At 66.2% G+C, this 16,381-nt stretch carries 13 protein-coding genes; 10 read left to right on the forward strand and 3 right to left on the reverse strand.

The window, feature by feature from the left end; translation table 11 throughout:
* Positions 1–10 precede the first annotated feature (10 nt).
* The 9 genes from RZN05_RS01800 to RZN05_RS01840 are packed head-to-tail and all read left to right on the forward strand — an operon-like array spanning position 11 to position 9,434.
* Complete coding sequence (locus RZN05_RS01800; RefSeq protein WP_317224916.1) at positions 11–805, forward strand: WecB/TagA/CpsF family glycosyltransferase; 795 nt, start codon at positions 11–13, stop codon at positions 803–805.
* Complete coding sequence (locus RZN05_RS01805; protein ID WP_317224917.1) at positions 798–2,066, forward strand: polysaccharide biosynthesis protein; 1,269 nt, start codon at positions 798–800, stop codon at positions 2,064–2,066. The genes RZN05_RS01800 and RZN05_RS01805 overlap by 8 nt, the downstream gene beginning before the upstream one ends.
* A complete protein-coding gene (locus RZN05_RS01810) occupies positions 2,063–3,439 on the forward strand; it encodes an O-antigen ligase family protein (RefSeq protein WP_317224918.1) in 1,377 nt (458 codons plus the stop codon). The genes RZN05_RS01805 and RZN05_RS01810 overlap by 4 nt, the downstream gene beginning before the upstream one ends.
* Positions 3,436–4,362 (forward strand): glycosyltransferase family 2 protein, encoded by a 927-nt coding sequence (locus RZN05_RS01815; RefSeq protein ID WP_317224919.1) that lies wholly within the window; start codon positions 3,436–3,438, stop codon positions 4,360–4,362. The genes RZN05_RS01810 and RZN05_RS01815 overlap by 4 nt, the downstream gene beginning before the upstream one ends.
* On the forward strand, positions 4,359–5,306 hold the full coding sequence (locus RZN05_RS01820; RefSeq protein WP_394804770.1) for a glycosyltransferase family 2 protein: 948 nt from the start codon (positions 4,359–4,361) through the stop codon (positions 5,304–5,306). Before RZN05_RS01815 ends, RZN05_RS01820 begins: the two co-directional genes overlap by 4 nt.
* Positions 5,307–6,272, forward strand: a complete 966-nt coding sequence (locus tag RZN05_RS01825; protein WP_317224920.1) for a glycosyltransferase family 2 protein — start codon at positions 5,307–5,309, stop codon at positions 6,270–6,272.
* Positions 6,269–7,411, forward strand: a complete 1,143-nt coding sequence (locus RZN05_RS01830) for an endo-1,4-beta-xylanase (RefSeq protein ID WP_317224921.1) — start codon at positions 6,269–6,271, stop codon at positions 7,409–7,411. The genes RZN05_RS01825 and RZN05_RS01830 overlap by 4 nt, the downstream gene beginning before the upstream one ends.
* Positions 7,411–8,499, forward strand: a complete 1,089-nt coding sequence (locus RZN05_RS01835) for an acyltransferase family protein (RefSeq protein ID WP_317224922.1) — start codon at positions 7,411–7,413, stop codon at positions 8,497–8,499. Before RZN05_RS01830 ends, RZN05_RS01835 begins: the two co-directional genes overlap by 1 nt.
* Positions 8,499–9,434, forward strand: coding sequence for a glycosyltransferase family 2 protein (locus RZN05_RS01840; protein WP_317224923.1), 936 nt, complete (start codon positions 8,499–8,501; stop codon positions 9,432–9,434). Before RZN05_RS01835 ends, RZN05_RS01840 begins: the two co-directional genes overlap by 1 nt.
* On the opposite strand, the gene RZN05_RS01845 is transcribed toward RZN05_RS01840, so the two are convergent.
* From RZN05_RS01845 to galU, 3 genes are all read right to left on the reverse strand, one after another.
* The gene (locus RZN05_RS01845; protein ID WP_317224924.1) at positions 9,406–10,773 is read right to left on the reverse strand and encodes a glycoside hydrolase family 16 protein; all 1,368 of its coding nucleotides are present in this window, start codon (positions 10,771–10,773) and stop codon (positions 9,406–9,408) included. The two genes, RZN05_RS01840 and RZN05_RS01845, sit on opposite strands and share 29 nt — an antisense overlap.
* 137 nt (positions 10,774–10,910) lie before the next feature.
* Positions 10,911–12,254 (reverse strand): UDP-glucose dehydrogenase family protein, encoded by a 1,344-nt coding sequence (locus RZN05_RS01850; protein WP_317224925.1) that lies wholly within the window; start codon positions 12,252–12,254, stop codon positions 10,911–10,913.
* A 30-nt stretch (positions 12,255–12,284) separates the two neighbouring features.
* On the reverse strand, positions 12,285–13,178 hold the full coding sequence (galU, locus tag RZN05_RS01855; RefSeq protein ID WP_317224926.1) for a UTP--glucose-1-phosphate uridylyltransferase GalU: 894 nt from the start codon (positions 13,176–13,178) through the stop codon (positions 12,285–12,287).
* 315 nt (positions 13,179–13,493) lie between these two features.
* Here galU and RZN05_RS01860 point away from each other — a divergent pair, with 315 nt between their 5' ends.
* On the forward strand, positions 13,494–16,262 hold the full coding sequence (locus RZN05_RS01860) for a TonB-dependent receptor (protein WP_317224927.1): 2,769 nt from the start codon (positions 13,494–13,496) through the stop codon (positions 16,260–16,262).
* The last annotated feature ends 119 nt before the right edge of the window (positions 16,263–16,381 follow it).

Consider the following 16,381-nt stretch of genomic DNA (forward strand, 5'->3'; position numbering starts at 1 on the left):
GGAGCGGGCAATGCACGGAACCACGATGGATCTCGGGCTGCGCGACCAGGGCCGCTCGGAGACCGCCTGGGTGGGCGGCGTGCCGGTATCGACGCTGTCGCTCAAGGAGCTGATCGACAAGATGTTGCGCGATGCGCCGCTGCGGCTGGCCGCCGGCGACCCCCCGTTGCTGGTGTTCGACTGCAACGGACACGGCCTGTCGCTCAACGCCACCGACAAGGCCTTCGCCAAGGATCTGGCGCAGGGCGACCTGATCCACGCCGACGGCCAGGTGATCGTCAAGGCGTCGCAATGGCTCGGTGGCCCGAAGATCGAGGATCGCTCGAGCACCACCGACATGTTCATCGACAGCCTGTCCGGGGCCGGGGCGGCCAAGGTGCGCTATTTCCTGCTCGGTGGCACCGAAGACGTAAACGCGGCCTGCGCCGACAAGATCACCGCCGACACGCCAGGGCTCGAGCTCGCCGGTCGCCGCAACGGTTTTTGGACGCGCGAGGAAGAGAGTGCGGTGATCGACGCGATCAACGCTGCCGCGCCCGACGTCCTCTGGGTCGGCACCGGCAAGCCGCGCGAGCAGGCGTTCTGCGTGCGCAACCGCGATCGGATCAAGGCGGGCTGGATCGTCACCTGTGGCGGGCTATTCAACTACATCACCGGGGATTATCCGCGCGCGCCGCAATGGATGCAGGATGCCGGGCTCGAATGGCTCCACCGCATGGTCACCAACCCGCGGCATCTCGCCTGGCGCTACCTGACCACCAACCCGCACGCGATGTACCTGATCTGGAAGCATCGCAATGGCTGAGGCAGTCGCCCTGCCTCCCGAAAAGAAGCTTCGCGCAACGCTGGCCCGGTTCGGGCTGGCGAGCATGTCGTCGGCGGCGGTGTCGGTCAGCCACTTGCTCGTCCAGCTCGTCGCAGTGCGGCGGCTGGAAGCGGCAGAGATCGGCACGCTCGCCTTCCTGCTGGTGATCATCCAGTTCGGCTACGGCCTGTCCAACGCGCTGGTCTCGACGCCCTATGCGATCGCAGTTAACCAGCGCGAGGACGGAAGCGAAGACGGCTTGGACTTCTTCTTCCCGCTCAACCTGCTGCTCGCGCTGTCGCAAGGCCTCCTCTGCGCCGCAATCGGCTGGGCGATGGTCGGGCCCTGGGCGGCGCTTGCGTTCGGGCTGGCGGGGGTGTTCTCGCTGCTCCGCTGGTTCGGCCGGGCCAATGCCTATGCCCATCACACGCCGGGCGCCGCTGCGGTATCGGACATGGTGTACGCGATCCTCGTCATCGCCGGCGTCGGCGCGACGCTCTCGGCGGGCGCGCATATCGAGCTGTTCGGCGCGGTACTCGCCGGGGCGGGGGCGCTGGCACTGATTCCGTTCGGCGGCGCCTATCTCGCGCGGCACAAGCCCTCAGGGCTAGGCCGCGCCTTCTCCGCCTATCGTCCGGTTTGGAAGCGCCAGTCGGCGTGGACGCTGATCGGCGTGATCACCACCGAAGCGACCTCGAACGCGCACAGCTACATCGTCACGCTTTTCGCGGGTCCAGCCGCGTTCGCCCCCATCGCGGTGGGCATGCTGTTCTTCCGCCCGGTCAATGTCTGCATCACCGCGCTGACCCAGCTCGAACGCCCGCGCATGGCGCGCGCAGTGGGGAAGGGCGACGATCGCTCGGCGCGTGGCTCGGCGCGCGCCTTCATGGCCGCTTTGCTCGTCATCTGGATCGCCACCGCCGCTCTGGCCGCGCTGATCCTGGCATTCTTGCCGCAGATCATCCTCAAGCCGACCTTGTCGGTGCAGGCGGTGATGATCGCGGTCGCGCTCTGCGCCGCTTTGTCGCTGGTCCAGTGCCTGCAGGCGCCGGTCAGTGTGCTCACCCAGGCGCGCGGCGCGTTCAAGCCGCTCGCCGCGACCAGCGTGCGCAGCTGCATCGTCGGGGTTGCTGCGGTGGTCGCGATCACCTTGCTCGCACCGTCGGTCTATACGATCGCAGGCGTTGTGCTCGCCCAGGCGGTGATGCTGTTCGGCATCTGGCGGCTCGACCGCAAGGCCCGCCGCGAGATGGCGGCGTGAGCCTCGCGCTACCCTGGTATCGCGGGCGCCTTCCGCAGCGCGCGAGCGCGCCGGCGGCGCGCGGCCAGGCTCCGTCGAGCCGCGCCGAGGCGCTGATCCCGGTCGCGCAGTTCGTCTATTTCATCTTCCTGATGATGATCTTCATCGGCCAGCAGCCCTTTTCGGCGCGCAACCAGGAGCAGCTCGTCGCGATGGCCTCGGCCAATGACGGGTCGGACCTCTTCAAGCAGGCCTTCTTCATCGGCTTCGCGATGCTGCTGACGTTGGTCGAGCTCGTTCGCCGCCACCGCCTGCAATACCGGTTCACCTATTGGCCGCTGCTGGTGATGCTCGGCTGGTTTTTGTTGAGCTGCGCCTGGGGCGTCGATCCGTTCGTGTCGTTCAAGCGCGCGATGCAGCAGGTGATCGTGATCTACATCACCTTCCTGTCGCTGGCGCTGATCGGCCCTGAGCGGATCTACCGCACCTTGATGGCCGCGCTGATCACTTCACTGCTGATATGCTGGGTGTCGCTGCCGCTGACTCCCAACGCATTCCACCCGCCGACCGAAAGCGACAAGGCGCTGATCGGCGCGTGGCGCGGATTCTTCTTCCACAAGAACATCGCCGGCGCCGTGATGGCGGTCACGTTCGTGCTGACGGCGCACGCCTTCTTCACCACGCGCAAATGGTATTACGCGCTGTTCTCGATCATGGCCTTCGTCTTCGTGGTAGGGACCAAGAGCAAGACCTCGCTCGCCTTGTGCTTCGGCATCCTCGCGGTCAGCGCGGTCTATCGCGTGCTCAGCCAGTCGGTCGCCAAGCGTGCGGTGCTGCTGCTCCTCGTCGGTGCGGGCATGCTGGCGTTTCTCGGGCTCTACATCGCGTTCGAGACTACGGTCGAGCGCTGGCTCGCCGATCCGACCGCGTTCACCGGTCGCGTATCGATCTGGCGTGTCGCGATCGACTATCTCGCCGATCACCCCTGGCTCGGCTCGGGGTTCGGCGGCTTCTGGCAAGTTGGCGCGCTCTCGCCCGCGCACGACTATCTCAACCAGCAATTCCAGCTGCTCACCGCGCATTCGCACAACGGCTATCTCGAGATCCTCGTGACCACCGGGCCGGTGGGCCTGATGCTGCTGTTGCTCTCGTTCGTCGTGCTGCCGGCGTGGTGGTTCCTCACCGGCACCACCAAGGCCAACGCCACGCTGATGGCGTCGGCCTTCGCGATCTGGAGCTTCGTTCTCTACCAGAACCTGCTCGAGACTTCGTTCTTCGACAAGGACCGCCAGGTCTGGGTGATCTTCCTGTCCTCGCTCGCGATCGCGCATGCCTCGTTCAAGGCCGTCGATCGCCCGCGCTGGCATCGCCAACCTTCCGGAGGCACCGCTTGACCGAAATCGCCATCTGCATCGCCACGCGCCAGCGGCCGCAGGGGATCACGCGCACGCTGCGCTCGCTCGCCGAACTTGTCACCGAGCGCGCAGTGACCGTGATCGTCGCCGACAACGACGCGGTGAAGCAGGAAGGCGTGGTCGCGTGCGAAGCGTTGCGCGCCGAGGGCTATCGCTGGCCGCTCGAATTGCTCACCGTCGCCACCCCTGGCATCCCCCAGGTCCGCAACGCGCTCGTCGAAGCGGCGCTGCGGCTGCCTGAAATCCGCTACGTCGCGATGCTCGATGACGACGAGGCCGCCGATCCGCACTGGCTCCATGCGATGCTGGCATGCCAGGCGGCGACGCGCGCGGATGTCGTCGGCGGCGCGGTGCTGCGCGAGATGGAAGGCGAGATCGCGCCCTGGGCGGCGCGGCACCCGCTGCTCCAGCCCAAGTCGCGCGGCGCATCGGGCTCGGTCGGGCTGATCGACAGCACTGCCAACGTATTGATCGATGCCGAGGCACTGCGCGCTCTGGGCGACAAGCCGTTCGACGAGGCGATGGCGCTCACCGGCGGCTCGGATAAGCAGCTGTTCACGCGCATGGCCCGCGCCGGGCGCCGTTTTGCCTGGGCCGAGGATGCGCGGGTGACCGAGCTGATCCCGGCAAGCCGCGTCACCTCCAAATGGCTGCTGATGCGCGGCTACCGCATCGGCATGACCGACACGATCACCGCATTGTCGCACAGCACACCCTTGAAGGTCGCGACCAGCGAAGCCGCGCGCATCGCCGGCGGCTTCGTCATCGGGTCGCTCGGCGCGCTCACGCTCGATCGCGGCAAACGCATCATCCGGTTGGGCAAGCTCTATCGCGCGGCGGGCAAGATCGCCGCGCTCGCCGGCCATCGTTATGAGGAATATCGCAAGGTGCACGGCGCATGATGAACGACACCGGCCAGCCCACCTTCTCGGTGGTGATCCCGCTCTATAACCGCGCGGAGATCGTCACCACGACGATCCGCTCGGTGCTCGCCCAGGATTTCGGCGACTTCGAGATAATCGTCGTCGACGACGGATCGAAGGATAACCCCGAGCCCGTGGTCACCGCGATCGGCGATCCGCGCATCCGCTATGTCCGCACGGAAAATGGCGGCGGCGGCGCGGCGCGCAACCGGGGCATCGAGGAGGCGAAAGGCCGCTACATCGCGTTCCTCGATTCCGACGATCAGTTCCTGCCCGGCAAGCTTTCGATCATGGCGGCGGCGCTGCCTGATACCGACGATGTCGTGCTCTATTCGCAGATGAACGTCGATCGCGGGGTCGACCGCTATTGGGTGCGCCCCGATCGCGGCATCCGCGAGGACGAGGATGTCGGCGAATATCTGTTCTGCGCCAACCAGTTCATGCAGACTTCGACGCTGGTCGTCCCGACCCGGATCGCCAAGGCGGTGCGCTTCGATCCGGCGCTCAAGAAGGGCCAGGACCTCGACTTCGCCGTCCGGCTCCAGGTCGCCGGTGCGCGCTTCAAGATGATCGAGCAGCCGCTGACGATCTGGCTCGATGCCAGCGAAGTCGGCCGAACCTCCTATGTCCGCGGCTACGAGACGTCGCTCGATTGGCTCGATCGCTGCGGCCATCTTCTCACAAATCGCGCTCGCCACGGCTATCGCGCCACCGTGCTCGCCTATCACATGGCGCCGGTGCGCCCAGTCGCCGCGATTCCGGAGCTCTTCCGCGGCCTGTTCTACGGCAAGGTGCCCGCGCGGATCCTGGCGCGGCAGCTGCTTCGCTCGTATCTGCCCAAATCTTTCTACCGCTCGCTGGTCAACCAGTTCGTCCATCGCTTCGGCAAGCCCGAAGCGCTCGCCGGCAAGGCGGGCAAGTGAATGGACGCCGTCACCCAGCCAGCGCCGGCTGAAGCACAGCCGGTCGAAGCGCCGCTGTTCACTGTCGTCATCCCGACCTTCAATCGGCGCGATGCGGTGGTCGAGGCGGTGCGCTCGGCGCTCGACCAGAGCGTCCGCGACCTCGAGGTCATCGTCGTCGATGACGGTTCGACCGACGGCACTGCCAGCGCGATTGCCGCGATCGGCGACGAGCGGCTCCACGTCATCGTCCAGCCCAATGCGGGGGCCTCGGCGGCGCGCAACCGCGGGATCGATTACGCGCGAGGGCGGTATGTCGCCTTCCTGGATTCCGACGATCGCTTCCTCGCCGATCATCTCGCCGATCTACTGCCCTTGCTCGCGCAGGGCGACGACATCGTCGCCTATTGCCGCGTCGTGGTCGATCGCGGTGCGGGGCGGCTCTTCCTCAAGCCCTATCGCGAGATCGCCACTGGCGAGACCGTCGACCGGTATCTGATGTGCGAGCGCGGCTTCATCCAGACGAGCAGCATCGCGCTGCGCCGCAGCCTCGCCAATACGGTGCGCTATCGCGAGGATGTTGGCTTCGGCGACGATACCGATTTCGCCGTCCGCCTGTCGCTCGCCGGCGCAACCTTCCGCATGGCCGAGCGGGCCAGCGTGCTCTGGGCCGATCGCAAGACCGAGAACCGGCTGTCGCAGGTCCGTGCCAATATCGGCAACCTCGCTTGGCTCAAGGACCTGCGCCCGCACATCTCGGCGCGAGCCTATTCGGCCTATATGGGCTGGCACGCCGCCAAGAGCGTCTGGCCGACCAGCCGGCGCACCGCGCTGCGCTATTATTTCGACGCACTGCGCCACGGTGCGTTCCGGCCCGGTCTCGCGACGGTCGTGCTGCTGCAGATCGTCATCCCCGACAGCACGTATCGAAAGGCTGCCGATCGATGGATCGCGCTGACCAGCCGGGTGCGGGGCGCACGGATATGAAGCGCCGCGCCTTCATCGCGGGTGCGGCGGCGGCATGCAGCGTGCCGCTCGCCACCAGCGCGGTGCCCTATATCCCGCCCCAGCCCGACACCGGCGGGCCCGGTCTCGATGCCCGCGCGCGGCGCAGCGGCCGGCGCTTCGGCTGCGCGATCAAGTCGGGCCAGCTCGCCAAGGATCCGGCCTTCACTGCGGCGGTGCTGCGCGAGGCGGGGACGATCGTGCAGGAATACGAACTCAAGCGCCACGTCACCCAGCCACGCCCAGGCAGATACGATTTCAGCGGCAACGACAAGCTCGTCGACTTCGCCCAGAAGCACGGCCTCGCCGCGCGCGGCCACACCCTCGTTTGGTATTCGAACAATCCGCCCTGGCTCGCGGCCGCGCTGCCCGGCGCTCGCGGGCGCGCGCGCGATACCCTGCTGACCGGCTATATCGAGACCGCGATGCGCCGCTATGCCGGGCGGATCGGCGAGTGGGATGTAGTCAACGAGCCGGTCGAGCCCAACCAGGGCCGCGCCGACGGTATGCGTGCCCAGAACATCTGGGGCCAGGCATTCGGCGAGAATTATATCGACCTGGCGTTCCACAGTGCCCGCGCCGCCGATCCGCGCGCGCGGCTGTTCCTTACCGATTTCGGGCTCGAGCACGCCTCGCGCCGCTGCGAGGCACGGCGCACCGCGATCCTCAAGCTGCTCGAGCGTGCGCTGTCGCGGCGCGTGCCGATCGACGCGCTCGGCATCCAGGGGCATCTCAAGCCGTTCCGCGAGCCCTTCGACGAACGCACCTTCGCGCGTTTCCTCGACGAGGTTCGCGGCATGGGGCTGGGCATCGCGATCACTGAGATGGACATCGCCGATCGCGGCGGCCCGCAAGCGCTCGAACCCCGCGACGCGCAGGTCGCCGCGGTGGGCAAGGCCTTTCTCGACGTCGCGCTCGCCAATCCGGCGACCTCATCGGTGCTGACCTGGGGGCTGTCCGACCGCTATTCGTGGCTGTCGACCTATCCCGAATATCGCTGGCCCGACGGCAAGCCCTCGCGCGGGCTGCCGCTCGATTCCGATCTCCGCCGCAAGCGCCTCTGGGCATCGATGGCCGCGGCGTTCGATGCGGCGCCGCCCGCGCGCAAAGGAGCACGTTGATGAGGATCGCCCCCTTAACCGGGCTGCGTGGCATCGCCGCGATCGCGGTGCTGCTCTATCACATCCCGCATTCGCCGGCGTTCGCTGCGTTCGGACTTTCGCTGTTCTCGCGTGCCTATCTCGCCGTCGACTTGTTCTTCGTCCTCTCAGGCTTTGTCATCTCGATCGGCTATTATGAGCGCGTCGTGAAGCGCCCGAGCTGGGCGAGCTATGGCGATTTCCTGCTCAATCGCATGGCGCGCGTCTGGCCGCTCCACTTCGTCGTCGCGCTCGTCTTCCTCGCGCGTATCCTGGTCAATGTGTCGGGCGAGCAGCCCGTTGCGCTGACTCCGGCGAACATCGTCACCAACTTGCTAATGATCCAGAGCTGGGGCTGGGGGACACAGGCGTTCGCCGGCAACAGCTGGTCGGTCAGTACCGAGCTCGTCGCCTATCTCGCCTATCCCTTGGTCGCGCTGGTCGCCTTCTCGCGGCTCGCCTGGGTGCAAGCGGCAGGGTCGGTGGCACTGCTCGCATTGGTCGCCTGGCTCGGCAACGGCGCGCAGGGCCCGCTCGACGTCAATGACGGCGATACGATCCTGCCGGTGCTGCGCTGCCTTGCCGGCTTCTCGCTCGGCGTCATCGCCTATCGCCTGGTTAGCCACCCGCAGGTCGAGCGAGTGCTCGGCGGCGAGCATGGCTTCATCGGTAGCTGTGCGCTGATCGCGGCCACGCTGCTGATCCCGCAGGGCGACGTGGTCGTCGCGCTCGCCTTCGTGCCCCTGGTGATCGCGTGCTACTATAATGGCCGCACCGCGCGCGCGCTGCTCGCCAATCCGGTGGCGTTTCATCTCGGCCTCATCAGCTATTCGATCTATCTCTGGCATCCGCTGGTCCGCGACGTGTTCGCGCGCGTCATGGGGATCGCGCACCGCCACGGTTTTGTCGGGTTCGACTGGGTGTTCGTCGCGGGGACGTTGGTCGCGACGTGGCTGGTCTGCTGGGCGAGCTATCTTCTGGTCGAAGTCCCCGGCCACCGCGCGCTCAAGAAGCTCGAACGCCGCTTCGTCCCGCGCCCGCCTCTGCCCTTCCACCAGGCGGCCGAGTGATGGCTGCGACGATCGTCGCCATCCCCACCTTCCGCCGCCCCGAGCAATTGCGATACCTGCTCAAGGCGCTCGCCGCACTGGATGGCCTCGATGGCGTCTCGCTGCTGGTTGCCGACAATGACGGCGAGGGGGCGGGGGCCGCGGTCGCCGAGGCCGCGCGTGCCTGGTTGCCCGTGCCGATCGAAGTGATCCGCGTGCCCGAGCCCGGCCTCTGCCACGTCCGCAACGCGATCGTCGGCCATGCGCTGGCATCCCCGGATATGCATCAGCTCGCGATGCTCGACGACGACGAATGGCCCGAGCCGCAATGGCTCGCCGCGCTGATCCACATGCAGCAGCGCACTGGCGCCGGCGTGGTCGGCGGCCCGGTCGTCCCCGTTTTCGCGGGGGAGACGCCGCGCTGGGCCGATCAGACCTTGGTCTTTCGTCCCGAGCAGCGCCCCGAGGGCGACGTCGACATGCTCTACGCCAGCAACAATTTGCTGGTGACCCGCGCCGCACTGGAGGCGCTGGAGTCACCTTGGTTCGATCCCGCCTTCAACCGCAGCGGCGGCGAGGATCTCGATTTCCTGACGCGCCTGAAGGGGCGCGGCGTCGGCCTCGCCTGGGCGCCCGCGGCGCGCGTCCGCGAGCATGTCGGTCCCGAACGGGCACGCAAGGCATGGGTGCTGCGCCGGATGTGGCGGATCGGCATCACCGACACGATGGTCGCGCGCAAGTCCGCCAGCCGGCCCGCGCTGGCCCTACGCTCGCTGACGCTACTCGGATTGCGGACGATCGCGCTGCCGGCACTTGCCTGGCAGCGCGATCGCCGGCTCGACATCGCCGGGCAATGGATCAAGTCTGTCGCCCGGCTTTATGCCCTGGCGGGCGGAAGCGACGCGCTCTACGCCGCTCCCGCCGTGCTCAGTTCTTCCAGGCGCGGAAGCTCTTGACCACCATGTCGCCAGTGCCGTCATCATAGGCGCTGGTGGTCTTCACCGCGACGTTCATGATCGGATACCAGCGGTGCCCCTTGAACGGGTTGACGCTCTGATAGGTCTCGAGCCCGTCGACGAACCAGGTGATGTACTCCGGCCCGATATCGACGGCGAAGCGGTGATAGCCTTGCGAGAAGCCCGACAGGCCGTACGCCTGCTCGGCCTGGATGTTGGTCCCGCGCTGGAACGCGCGGGTGCCCCAGCTGCCGCCGTGGATCGTCGACGAGATGTGCCGGTCGAAGTCCCAATAGCTCTGATAGCCGAAGCCTTCGTACACATCGATCTCCGGCGGCCAGCCCGAGGTCGAGATCAGCCAGAAGGCCGGCCACGACCCGCGCCGCGTCGGCATCTTGGCGACCCACTCATATTGGCCATAGCCGATCTGGGTATCGGGCGTATTGTGCCCGCTAAGCACCACCGCGCCGTAGTTATAGCCGACGCCGCCATAGCCAATCGGCGACTTGAGCCTCTGGGTGTGGAACACGAGGCCGTCGTCGGTATAGCGCAGCGGCGCCTCGACACCTGGATAGAGCGCCTCGTCGAGATAGACGCCCGTCTCGCCATTGGCGACCTGGGCCCGGCCGTGCGAGAGCGCGGTCGACCACGCACCCGACCAGCCGCCGTCGGACCAGCGCATATTCTCCTTGGTCATCTCATATTGAAGCGCGCCATAGGTGCGGAAGGTCCGCGCGTTCCGGAAGCCGCTGGTGGCCGCTGCAGTGGGCGTTGCGCCGGCATTCGCCGTCACCGTGTTGCTCGCGGTGCCCTGGTTGGCGCCCCACGGCGCCTCGCGCAGCTTGAGCGAGAATTGCTGCCCGTTGGTGGTGGAGAGAAGCGGCACCGACACGGTCTTGCGCAGCGGATCGCCGGGCCGGAAGATGACGACCGTGTCGGTCGCCTTGTACTGATATCCCGATAGTGCCTTGGTCGTGCCCGATCCGTTGACCGTGATCACCCGCGCGATCACCGTATTGGGCGTCGCGCGGTCGAGCGTCACCGGCACATAGGCGACCGATGCGCCTGGCTGGAACATCGCGGCACCGATCGATAGCGTCGCCTTTGCGGGCATCGTGGTGCCGCCGGCATAGTTGAAGCTGGCGAAAGGATTGGTCGTGACCGCGGTGACCGCCGCGGTCTGTGCCGGCGCCGCTACCGCTGTAGTCGCGGATGCGGCCTCGGCGATGACGACCGTGCCGGTCTGTTGTTTGGAAGAACTGGTATCCTCACCCCCGCATCCCGCGAGCGCGCACAGAGAGAAAGCGCCCGCAAGCGGACGCAGAACGGTGATACGCATGATAAACACCCCCCGGTGTCGGCGACCAACAACTGTGCCGCCTGAGGAGTATTTAGACTAAAAAGGGCGCCCGGACTGTGCCGGGCGCCCTGTTTGCGTTGAGTTGATGTCGATATCTGCCGAAGCGTGAAGGTGATTTACTCGGCTGCAATCGCCAGTGCTTCTGACGCAACTGGTAGCCCGCGTCCGACGCCGGTATAGGTGAAGCCTGCGGCCTCCACCGTGTCGGGGCGGTATATGTTGCGCAGGTCGACCAGTACGTCGCCGTCCATCCGCCGGCGAAGCTCGGCCAGGTCGAGCGCGCGGAACGCGTTCCACTCGGTCACGATCACCAGCGCCGCGGCGCCGTCGGCCGCCGCATAAGGCGAGGTGGCGAATTCGACGCTCGGCAGCAGCGGGCGTGCCGCGCCCATGCCCTCGGGATCGAACGCTGCGACCTGCGCGCCATTGTCCTCCAGCGCCTGGATGATCGCGAGGCTCGGTGCGTCGCGCATATCATCGGTGTTGGGCTTGAAGGTCAGGCCGAGCACCGCGATCTTCTTGCCGCGTACTGACCCCCCGCACGCCGCGATGATCTTCCGGCCCATCGCGCGCTTGCGGCTGTCATTTACGGCCACCGTCGCCTCGACGATCCGCACCGGGGTGCCCGCATCCTCGGCGGTCTTGACGAGAGCCAGCGTGTCCTTGGGGAAGCACGATCCGCCATAGCCGGGCCCGGCATGGAGGAACTTGCTGCCGATGCGGTTGTCGAGCCCGATCCCGCGCGCGACCTGCTGGACGTCGCCGCCCACTGCCTCGCACAGATCGGCCATCTCGTTGATAAATGTGATCTTGACCGCGAGGAATGCGTTCGCGGCGTATTTGATCAGCTCGCTCGTCCGCCGCCCGGTGAACAGGATCGGCGCCTGGTTGAGATAGAGCGGGCGATACACTTCCTCCATCACCGGCCGCGCGCGCTCGTCCTCGATGCCGATGACGATGCGGTCGGGGCGCTTGAAGTCCTCGATCGCCGCGCCTTCGCGCAGGAATTCGGGGTTCGACGCGACTGCGAACTGCGCATCCGGATTGGTCTCGGCGATGATCCGCTCGACTTCGTCGCCGGTGCCCACGGGCACGGTCGATTTGGTTACCACCACGGTGAAGCCCTTGAGGCACGGCGCCATCTCCGCCGCGGCGGCATGGACATAGGAAAGGTCGGCATGTCCGTCGCCGCGCCGGCTCGGCGTGCCGACCGCGATGAACACCACGTCCGCCGCCTCGACCGCGCCGTTCAACTCGGTCGAGAAGGCGAGCCGCCCCGCATCGACGTTGCGCGCGACGAGTTCGTCGAGGCCCGGCTCGTAAATTGGGATCTGCCCGCCTTTGAGCCGCGCGATCTTGCCTTCGTCCTTGTCGATGCAGGTCACCTGGTGGCCGAAATCGGCGAAGCACGCCCCCGAGACGAGACCGACATAGCCCGACCCGATCATCACGATACGCATAGTCTAACTCCTAGATACTGGCTGGCGGGCTCAAGCCGCACGGCGCGGCTGGCGGGCGGCGAGCAGCTCGCGCGCGAAATGCTCGACTTCGTCGCCCAGATCCTCACGCTCAAGTGCCATCGCCAGATTGGCATGAAGGAACCCGGCCTTGTCGCCGCAATCGTAGCGCGTGCCCGCGAAGGTCAGCCCGTGGAAGGGCTGATCGCCGATCATCCGCGACATTGCGTCGGTGAGTTGGATTTCGCCGCCGGCGCCCTTTTCCTGACTTGCCAGCACGCCCATCACATCGGGCTGGAGGATATAGCGGCCGATCACCGACAGGTTCGACGGTGCGGTCCCCGGCGCAGGCTTTTCGACCAGGCCCTTGACCTCGGTCAGCGCGCCGTCGCGCGTGCCGGGCGTGATGATGCCATAACGATGCGTCTGCTCGTCGGGCACCGTCTCGGCGCAGATCACGTTGCCGCCGACCTGGTCATAGGCGTCGATCATCTGCCTGAGGCAGCCCGGCCGCCCAACCATGAAATCATCGGCGAGCAGCACCGCGAACGGCTCGTTGCCGACCACGTCGCGCGCGCACCACACGGCATGGCCGAGCCCCATCGGCTCCTGCTGCCGCACATAGGTCACCGCACCGGGCTTGAGCCGGGTCCGGTCGAGGATCTCGAGCGACTTGCCGCGCCCGGACATCGTCGTCTCGAGCTCGAACGCGATGTCGAAATGGTCCTCGATCGCCGCCTTGCCGCGGCCGGTGACGAAAATGAGTTGTTCGATCCCGGCCTCGATCGCTTCCTCGACCGCATATTGGATCAATGGCCGATCGACGATCGGCAGCATCTCCTTGGGGATGGCCTTGGTTGCCGGGAGAAAGCGGGTCCCTAGTCCGCCAACGGGGAAAACAGCCTTACGCACTCGCTGTGGAGCCATGATACGCACCTCCTTCGCTGCGATGCAGCATAGTTAACGGCGCGTAACGAGGCAATTTCGGCTGGCCGTTCCGAGGGCACCGGTGAGCCGGGTTTTGGCCGGTTCCGACCCCCACGGGCGGGTCAGGATACAGCTGCGGTTCCGAAATCTTCACTTTCACGCAGGGAAGGGGTGCACTGTCACCTAAGTGCAACATGCCCAAAGAGCTTATTTATATGACACTTGATCCCACCATATCGAGGGCGTACCAGCGCCCCCCTCAGCGGTCGGGCGACGCGTTTCGCGCCCAGACTGCCGGTATGGGAGATGTTTGTAATGCGTAGTTCGCTTCTGCTTTCGGCCGCGGTCCTGGCGATTCCTGCCCCCGCCTTCGCCCAGCAAGCGCTCGAGGGCGCCACGCCCGCCACCGGCCAGTCGGCCGAAGCCACCGCCGATCAGGTAGACGAATCCGGTGCCGAGAACGAGATCGTCGTCACCGGCATCCGCGCCAGCCTCGCGCGCGCTGCCGAAATCAAGCGCGATTCCCCGCTGGTGGTCGATTCGATCGTGGCGCAGGACATCGGAAAGTTCCCCGATGCCACCACCGCCGCCGCGCTCCAGCGCGTGCCGGGCGTCCAGGTCACCGTCGGCGGCAACAACGAGATCGTCAACCCGACGATCCGCGGCCTGGGCGACATCCTCACCACGCTGGACGGTCGCGAGATCTTCACCACCGAAGGTCGCGGCTTCGCGTTCCAGGACCTCCCCGCCGAGGCGCTTGCCCGCGTCGATGTGTTCAAGTCGAACACCGCCAACCTGATCGAAGGCGGCGTCGCCGGCGCGATCGACCTGCGCCTTAACAAGCCGTTCGATTATCGCGACCCGACGATCGCGATCAGCGGCAAACTCAACTACGCCTCTAACGCCGAGAAGCTCGGGCCGCAGCTCGGCTTCCTCGCCACCGATCGCTGGGACACCGGCATCGGCGAGATCGGCGCGCTGATCAACGTCTCATGGTACGACATCAAGTTCAATCGCCCGACCAACTATGTCGCCGAGCGCCGCGCCGGCAGCGCGCTGGGCCAGCCAGGTGTCGCCGTGCCGATCTCGACCGGCGGCCTCAACGAATATGGCAGCTATTCGCGCCCGCAGGTCAACGGCTCGCTCCAGTGGCAGGCCTCGCCCGAGCTACAGGTCTATGCCGATGGCATGTACACGGCGTATCGCGGCAAGTTCACCACGGCGTTCTACGAATATCAGCTGTTCAATTCGGACAGCCTGACCAGCGTCACCGTCGACACCAACTGCTTCGACGCGCGCGTAAACAGTGCGGGATTCAATCCCAATTCGATCGAGCTGGCGGCGGGCAACTTCACCACCCGCAACCTCTGCAACATGACGGGCGGCACCTTCAACAACACCAGCGCCTTCACCTCGAGCCAGGCGAAGAACAACAAGACCGACAGCTATCTCGGCGCGTTCGGCCTGAAGTATGACAACGGCCCGCTCACGCTTGCGCTTGATGCTTCGTACCAGAAGTCGATCGCGAACAACGAGAATTTCATCATCGACATCGGCAAGAAGGTCGGCTCGGTCACCGTCGATTTCGACAATCCCGATCACACCGCGACGATCACCGCGCCGGGCAACCCGATGGCCTCGGCCACCGGCTTCGCCTTCATCAATTCGCTGTTCCAGGACTATGTCCGCAGCGAGGGCGACCTGTTCGCGGTCAAGGCCGACGGCGCCTATGAAGTCGGGTCGATTCTCAAGACGATCGAGTTCGGCGGCCGCTTCGCTGATCGCGGCGCGCTGTTCGAGCAGGTCCAACTGGGCGTCACGCCTCCGGGCGGCTCGGGCGCCAATCTGGTGAGCTCGGCCAACCTTCCCAGTGATTTCCTCGTCCGCGCACCGGGCATTGCGCAGATCAACCTGGGCGCCCCCTTCCTGATCCCCAACCGCGAATATCTGCTCTCGGACGAGGGTCAGTCGACGCTGCGTTCGTTCTTCGGCGCGCCTGCGGGCCGTCCGGCGTTCGATCCTTCGCGCCGCTTCGAAGCCGCGGAGAAGACCTATGCCGGCTATCTGCAGGCAGGCTATGAGATCCCGCTCGGTGGCATCACCATCGATGGTAAGGTCGGCGTACGCTACACCCGCACCGATCGCGACATCGCCGGTGCCGCCTTCGTCACCCCGGCGCCCACGCCTGCGGATCCCAACCCCGCCCGCGTGCTGACGCCCTATGCGGCCAGCACCAGCGACGACGATTGGCTGCCCAATGCCAGCGCGCGCATCCAGTTCGGAGGCGGGCTCCAGGCGCGTGCGACCTATTCGAAGACGATCGCGCGTCCGTCGTTCGGTTCGCTCAATCCGGGTCTCAACTACATCGTCTCGACCAACCCCAACATCCGCAACGGCGGCTCAGGCGGCAACCCCGACCTCAAGCCGCAGATGTCGGACAGCTTCGACGCAACGCTCGAATATTACTTCAAGTCGGGCTATCTCGCGATCGGCGGCTATTATCGCGACATCAAGAACCGCGTCTTCAACGATGTGACCGCCGAGACGATCAACGGCGTAGTCTATAACATCTCGCGTCCGCGCAACGTCGGCGAAGCTACGTTGAAGGGCATCGAGGTCAGCGGCCAGACCTTCTTCGACTTCCTGCCGGGCGACCTGGCCGGGTTCGGCGTGTTCGGCAACTTCACCTATGCCGACAGCGAAGTCGGCGGCGGCGATCCGATGGCGGGCTATTCGCTCCAGGGCGTGTCGAAGTACAACTTCAACGCCGGTCTGCTCTATGATCGCAAGGGCGTCTCGGCGCGCGTCGTCTACACCTATCGCTCGGAATATTTCGACGAGAACCGCACGGGCTCGGGCGACGTCCGTCCGGTCGATCAGGCGAACTGGCTGAACTATGTGCGTCCCAACGGCCGCCTCGATTTCAGCCTCGCCTATGACGTGACGCCGCAGTTCACCCTTACTGCCGAGGGTACGAACGTGCTGCGCTCGCGCTATCGCAGCTACATCAACGACAGCTACTTCATCCGCGACACGCGCACCGACGACAGCGTCTACGCCGTCGGCTTCCGCGCCCGCTTCTGATCGGTACGCTCGGTGCCTGGGAATTACCTGCCAGGCACCGAACCTACCTCCTCGTGCCATCGGGGGACGTAAGCTCCGCCTGAACTCCGGCTGTTATGCCGCTTATCCCCATAATCCCG

This window comes from Sphingomonas sp. HF-S4 (genome assembly GCF_032911445.1).
Classification (GTDB): domain Bacteria; phylum Pseudomonadota; class Alphaproteobacteria; order Sphingomonadales; family Sphingomonadaceae; genus Sphingomonas; species Sphingomonas agrestis.